The sequence below is a fragment of the Pirellulales bacterium genome (genome assembly GCA_035533075.1).
GTDB lineage: Bacteria > Planctomycetota > Planctomycetia > Pirellulales > JAICIG01 > DASSFG01.
Window position 1 is genome coordinate 40,759 of record DATLUO010000114.1, and the last position, 6,705, is coordinate 47,463.

The 6,705-nt window shown below is 66.0% G+C and carries 3 protein-coding genes; 1 reads left to right on the forward strand and 2 read right to left on the reverse strand.

Annotated features, from left to right (window positions below; translation table 11 throughout):
* The first annotated feature begins 112 nt into the window (after nt 1-112).
* Nucleotides 113-997 carry a sugar phosphate isomerase/epimerase gene (locus VNH11_14755; GenBank protein HVA47627.1) on the forward strand — a complete coding sequence of 295 codons (885 nt, stop codon included), beginning with the start codon at nt 113-115 and terminating at the stop codon, nt 995-997.
* Nucleotides 998-1,112: 115 nt separating this feature from the next.
* Here the strand turns inward: VNH11_14755 and VNH11_14760 are convergent, their stop codons facing one another.
* Together VNH11_14760 and VNH11_14765 are read right to left on the reverse strand one after the other, a co-directional pair.
* Complete coding sequence (locus VNH11_14760) at nt 1,113-5,720, reverse strand: TIM barrel protein (GenBank protein HVA47628.1); 4,608 nt, start codon at nt 5,718-5,720, stop codon at nt 1,113-1,115.
* Between the two features lie 69 nt (nt 5,721-5,789).
* On the reverse strand, nt 5,790-6,705 hold a 916-nt coding region (locus VNH11_14765), incomplete at its 5' end, for a hypothetical protein (GenBank protein HVA47629.1).

Sequence of the window (6,705 nt, forward strand, 5' to 3'; positions counted from 1 at the left end):
GACGTCTTTTTGCCGTGCCCGCTTTTTCGGCTGAACGAGGCGACCTCGACGGGCGACGACGGCTCGGCTTATACTTTCGGTTACGAAGTACACTGCCAATTCCGACAAACCCATGCCTCATGAAGACATCCGCATCGGCACGCTGGTCAAGGCCGACCGCAATCCGATCGGTTACATCCGCCAAATCCTGCCCCACGGCTTCGAGAGCTTTCAACTTACCTTCCCCAGCGTGCTGGAAGGGCCCGATCTCGGGCAACTTGCCGAACAAGTGCGCCGCCTGCTCGACGAACAAGGCACGGCCGTCGTCAGCTCGCTGGGCATCTACGGAAACCCGTTGGTCGACGGGCGCGTGGCCGAGGGGTTCGCCGCCTTGATCGACGCCGCCGGGTCGTTTGGCTGCCGGTTGGTGTGCGGCTTTACCGGGCGAATCGTCGGTCGGCCGGTGCCCGAATCGCTGCCGAAATTCCGCGAAGTCTTCACGCCCTTGGCCAAGCGGGCTGAAGATCGCGGCGTGCGGATCGCCTTCGAGAACTGCGACATGCACGGCACCTGGGAAACGGGCGACTGGAACATCGCCCACGCCCCCAGCGCCTGGGAGATGATGTTTCACGAGGTGCCCAGCGACGCGATTGGACTCGAATGGGAACCGTGCCACCAGATGGTGAGCCTCATCGACCCGCTGCCGCAACTCCGCAATTGGGTGCATAAAGTGTTTCACCTGCATGGAAAAGATGCCAACGTACTCTGGGACGTGGTCCGCACCGACGGGATTCGCGGCGGCAAGCCGTATGTCTATCATCGCACGCCGGGCTTCGGCGACACCAACTGGTCCGACGTGATCACCATCTTGCGGCAAGCGGGCTTTCGCGGTTCGATCGATATCGAAGGCTGGCACGATCCGGTCTATCGGGACGAGTTGGAAATGACCGGGCAGGTCCGTGCCTTGCGGTATCTGAAAGAATGTCGCGGCGGCCAGTTCGTGCCGAATCCCTCGTAGCCCGCTTGTTCCGCAAGCGGAGGGGCGATGCTGACCGTTGACGTCTTCCCGAAGGAAGACGCCCGAATTTGTCGAGAGCCGTTCCGCTCACGGAGTGCCCGGGCTACGTAGCCCGCTATGGCGGCAGCGGCTGCGCGCTGAAGAGATAGGCCAACAGATCGCGCAGCTCCTGCTCGGTCTTGACGAGTCCCGAGGGCATCGGCGAGATGGTGCTGTGGGCGCGCTGTTCGATGTCGGCTTTCGCGACGGTGGCGCGTTTGGCGTCGGGCAACAACAGCTCCAATTGCTCGTCGGTGTCGTTGACCACCAGGCCGCTCAGCGTGCGGCCGTCGGCCAGGGCCAAGGTTGTGCCGCGAAAAGGATCGGCCACCTGCTTGCTGGGCAGCAGGACCGACTCGACCACGTAGGCCGTGTTAAAGCGGCGGCGGAGGCCGGCCAGGTTTGGCGCTCCGCCGCCCGGCTGCTCGAGTGTGACGCCGTGACACTTTGTGCAGCCGAGCGAACCGAACAAGGCCCGGCCTCGCTGCGCGTCACCCTCGCTGACCGCATTGCTCCAGTCGGCCGAAAGCAGTTCCGCCGGCACCTGGTCGCCGCCCGTGGCGGCTTGCTTCAGCCGCTCGGCCAACAGCCCAAAATCGACCTTCTCAGGCACGCCCGCCACGACGCCCTTGGCCGCGCGGAATCGCACCGTGATGTCGTTCATCGACGGCCGATCGACGCGTATCAAGACGTCGTTGCTTCCCGGTTGCAACTCGAACGCAGCGCCGTGTGAGGCGATGGCGACCGCTTGGCCGTTATGCCATACCGCGGCCGGGCCGCCGTCGGCAAGCTCGACGACGGCGGGTTGCCGCGCCGTGCTTTGGAGCTGGAAACAGAGATACAGCCGGCTTGACGGCTGGTCGCTGGAAAAGCTGCTGGTGAACCGTCCCTCGACCGGTTCCACCTGCTTCCATCCAAGACGCTCTGCTCCGGCCGGATACGTTGCCGACAAATCGATCGGCCCGCGATCGGGCGGCGCGGCCTTTTCCAAAAAGAACGACTCGTCGCCCGTCGGCCCCAGCAGCCAGGCCCGCTCGACCTTACGCGCGGCATACGTCGCCGCCTGACTTGCCAGCAGGCGACGGCGCGCTTCTGCGATTTGAGGCCCGGTAGCGGGATCGTTCAGCAAACTCAGGAAAAAAGCCGACTGTTCCACGACGTCGCTGTTTGAGTCGCCGAGAGCAGCCGTGAGCAGATCGAACAGCCGCCGCTCGTCGTCCGTATGCGGCGCCGACTTCCACCACTCGGCCGTCGTAAAGCTGCCGACGCGCCCCAGGGCCCGCAAATCGACCGGCTTCTCGGCGTCGGCGAAAGTGAGTCTGAAGGAGGCGTTGCCCGAGTTATAAGACAGCGGCAAACCTTCCGGCGGAGCATAATCCGATGGTGGAACGGTCAAACGGAAGCCGGCGGCAAGGATTGCGGTGCGCCGATCGGCAGCATCGTCCGACCGCGCCAAGCCGGCCAGTTCTTCATACGTGGCGCGCCGGGCAAGGAGCTTGGCCGCCGTCTGCCGCAAGTACGTGTCATCGCCGGCCGCCAACCGGGCAATGACGCCGACGGGCAAATCGCCGTCGCGATCGAACAACGCGACCAGTGCGGCAAGCTGCACGGACGGCTCGGCATCGTCCAGGGCGGCGGTAAACAACTCATCCGGCGCCTCGAGCCGACGGTATTCAGCCAGTGCGCGAAGCGCCTGCCGCCGCAATTCGGCATCGCTGTTTTTCGCCAAACCGATCAGCAAGCGGCGGGCGTCGGCCGGGCCGCTGGCGGCGGCCAGCCAGGGAAGATGATATTTGGCCGTGCCCGATGGGTCGATGTGTGCCAGCCGCGCCGCGGCTTCGTCGAGCAGGTCGCCGCCGCGGCGAAGCAATTCCTGGTGAGCGGCCGCGCGCCGTTGCCACAGCCCGTGCGAGAGCTCTTGCCACAGCCTTTCGGCCGAGACGCGGCCGACGTCGATGGGCTGCCACTGGCGGTCGGTTTCTCTGGAATTGGTGACCATCACGAGGTCGCTGTAGCAATGGGGCGACCCGACGTTGCCGCCCAGGTAAAGCTCGGTGACGAAGAACCGGCCATCCGGGCCGATCGCCGTCGCCACGGGCCGGGCAAAGCCGCGACCCAGCGTATAGTTGTCTTCTCGCGTCGAAAAGCTCGCGCCGCGGGGAACCAAGGGGCAATTCTGCACCGTCATCTGGTCCCAGCGCGCCATCAAGAGGGATCCACCGTAGCCCGCTTGCTCCGCAAGCGGAACCGAGGTTGCCGAGCGGGACGGTGGTTCGTGAGGGAAAGCGTCATCGACGGGAGCGCCCTTCCGCTCACGGAGTGAGCGGGCTACGTGGCCGTCACGCCACACCAATCCGCAGGGCACGCCGCGTCCCATCGTCGCCGTGAGCGGCTCGACGAGGTCGTATCGCCATGGGCTTTTGGAAGCCATCCAGCCGCGCGGCCAGGCGAAGTCGATGTGCGGCGTCACGTGCAACAGCCGGGCAGGCGCATAGAGATCGGCCCGGCTCTCGTGGTCGTTGTCGTTGGTAAACAGATCCCAGCGCGGGCTGAACGCCAGGCCGACCGGTCCGCGCAGGCCGCCGGCCACCACCTGAACGCGGCTGCCATCGGGCCGCATCCGCAGCACGGCACCCACGCCGGTGTAGGGTACGCGCTCGCCGTTCGGTCCGCAGTAAAGCGTCCAATGCCCCCAATGATCGGGCCGGTTCCAGTCGCCATAGTTCAACAGCGGGTCGCCGTGCGTCAGGTAAAGATCGCCTTCCGGCCCCCAGGCCAGGCAATGAAAGCTGACGTGCAGATCGAGCGGCAGCCCCCATAGGATGCGCCGAGGGTTGACGCCCAGCTCGACGCGCCCGCGCGGCAAAAGATAAAGGGCGTTGTCGGCCAGCACATACAGGTCGTCGCCGCGGAATTCGACGTCCATGACAATCGAATCCGGCGGCAGACGGCAAACTTGCTGCCGCAGCAAAAAGCCGCCCGGCGCGGGTTCGAAAAGATACACGGCCTCGCGCGCGCCGACGAACACACGCCCGGCACTGTCGACTTTGACGCCCAGGTAGGCGTCGTCGCGAGAGCGGTCGACGACCTGGCTGCGTGAGAAGGCGTCGGCCGGCAGCAGGTTCGGGCCCGGCGGTGGAACCAGACCCTGCTCGCGTGTCTCGCCGGCGACTTGCCGGGCGATGTTTTTCAGCTTGGAACGGTCGAGCGTGTCGCCCGATGGTTCCGTAAAGACCCACAGCCCAACCGTCTGCTCGTCCGCTTGCGGCGGCCCATCGCCACGATGCGGTCGCTCGCGAACGCCGCGACTCAATCGCACGTGGGCGATTTCGCCGTTGCAGCCGAGGCCGCCTTCCACAAGCCGGCCGAGGGCCAAACTACCGGGCACGGCCGCTTTGCCCGTCGCTTCCATCGCCTGGTCGGCCACGACCTCGCCATCGACGAGCAACCGCACGCGCGCCGGCTCGTAGAGCATGGCCACGCCGTGCCACTCGCCGTCGCAGACATCTCTGGACGAGCGGACGTGGTCGGGCTTCATGCCGGGCAGATAGGCGGTGAGCGTGCCGCTACCCGCCATCGAAAACAGCTCCCAGTGTGCGCCCGACTGCTTGGTGTCGTTGGCCACGAGAATGTTGTAGTTGTCGCGCGCGGTCAGCCTGGCCCGACATTCGACGCTCAACGGCGGCTGCCGGTAATCGGCCCTGCCTTCAGCGATTCGGCCGAGAAACTGCCCGGCTGGCATGGCGGGAAGCTCGCCCACGGTCGTGCGGGGCGTTGGTTTTTCGCGGCGGGGAGATTGGTACTGCAGTTGAGCGACGAGCCAATCGAGGCCGTCGAGGTTGTCACGCAGCCGTTCTTCGGCGTCATCCTGGGTGTGGCCGAGGATTCCGATGGGGCCGCGGTAGCCACTGGCGCAAATCGTGCGCAGCAGCGGCAGGTCGATCGCGCCTTGCCCGAGCGGCAGGATCTTTCTGCCGACGTGGTCGCCCTCGCGGTCCATGCCGTTGAGATTGAGTGCCAGCAAATGCGGCAGCATCTTCTCGAGCAGGGTCACGAAGCGGTCGAGATGATCGTGGCCGTGGTGCAGGTTATAGACGATGCCGACGTTCGGCATTCCGAGCCGCTGGACGACGGCCAGCTCATTCTCCGGTTCGCCGAACCAGCCGCCGTGGTTATAAAGGGCGACTTTGCAGCCGAGCTTGGCGGCTTCGTCGGCGATCGGCTTGATCGTCGCGGCGGCCGCGGCGAGCTTCGCGGCCTGATCGCCCTGGGGCGCCGGGTCGCCCATCGTCACCCAGAGCTGGGTGTGAATGTTGTGGCGGCGCAGGGCTTCGAGAATCGTCCTGGCCTCGTCGTTGAGCGCGGCGGGAAACCAAACGGCGTCGAGCGAAATGTGGTGTTCCTTGAGCGCCGCGATCTCGCGCTCGAAGGTCGGAAGTTGTTCGGCCCGCCAGTCATAGGCGAACCGTTCGAAACCGAGTCGCTCGAGCATGGCCGCGCGTTCTTCCGGCGTGCGCTTCGCCCGATCGAACGGCACGATGCACCAGGCGACCAGGTTGTTTCGCGAGAAAAGTTCCGAGCAATTGTCCGCGGCGGCGGCCTGAGTTTGCATTCCGGCGAGCAGGGCCAGAACGGACAGGAACGGCAGGGACAGTCCAGGTGCGATGCGAAGAAGTGTCGCCATGAAAGAAACTGTGGGGGAAGGAATCAGGGGCAATGTTGTTCATTATTGTACACGAATACGCGGACCGCCCTATCGCTCGACAATCTTATTCCCGAACAGGAGTTTGTCGACTTCGACCAGCCGAAACTCGCGCCGCCTGGCGATGCTGTCGTCGACCAGCCGCATCAGGGCCGCGGCCTCGATGAAGGCCACGCTGCGGACCGGCGTGCCGGTCATGAAGCCGGCCAGCTTGTCGAGATCGTCCGGGCGAAAGCCGTGACCGATCACGGCGAAATAGACGCGTTCGATGCCCGACAGGGCCAGCTCGCGAGCGTGCCGCGTGGCGTATTCGCAGAACTGGCGGTCGTCGGTGCCCAACGTGTATCCGCGCCGCCGGACCTTGGCGTCGATGATCACGGCGAACCGCTCGACGGCGGCGACGGCCAGACAATCGGCCGTTCGCCCGCAGCCCTGGCCCAGTTCTCGCACCTCGAAGCCCAGGCAGCGAAAGGCCTCGGCACAGCGCTGCTCGAACCGCGTCGAAACCGGCATGGTCGTTTTGCCGCCGTCGCCGGCAACGCCCTCCGCCGCAACGCCCTCCGCGGCTCCGTCGGCGGCGTCTGCGGTCGGCACGGCGGGACCATGCAGTCCGCGGGCAAGCTGCTCCAAATCCCACAGCGTGGCGGGCAAATGGGGAAATCGCTGCGCCGCGGGAGGTCTGCAGGCGGCCTCGCTTGGGCCGTGCGATGCCGGCCCGCTGGCCGCGGGCGTATCGTCGCCGCCGCGGTCCTCGCCGTCTGCCGCGTTGCGGCCGCGCACCCACAGCCGGTCTTGCCGCTCGGCGATGCGCGTGGCGATGGTCAAGAACCGCGGGTCGCCGTTTTGCTCGCGGACGGTCTGTTCGGCGATCGTCGTGACCGGCGCCTGGTCGCCGGCCAGCCCGCTTCTTCGCCGCGCCGAGCGCTCTTTCGACGTCCGCCGATCTTGCCGGCTGCGATCGAAGCTT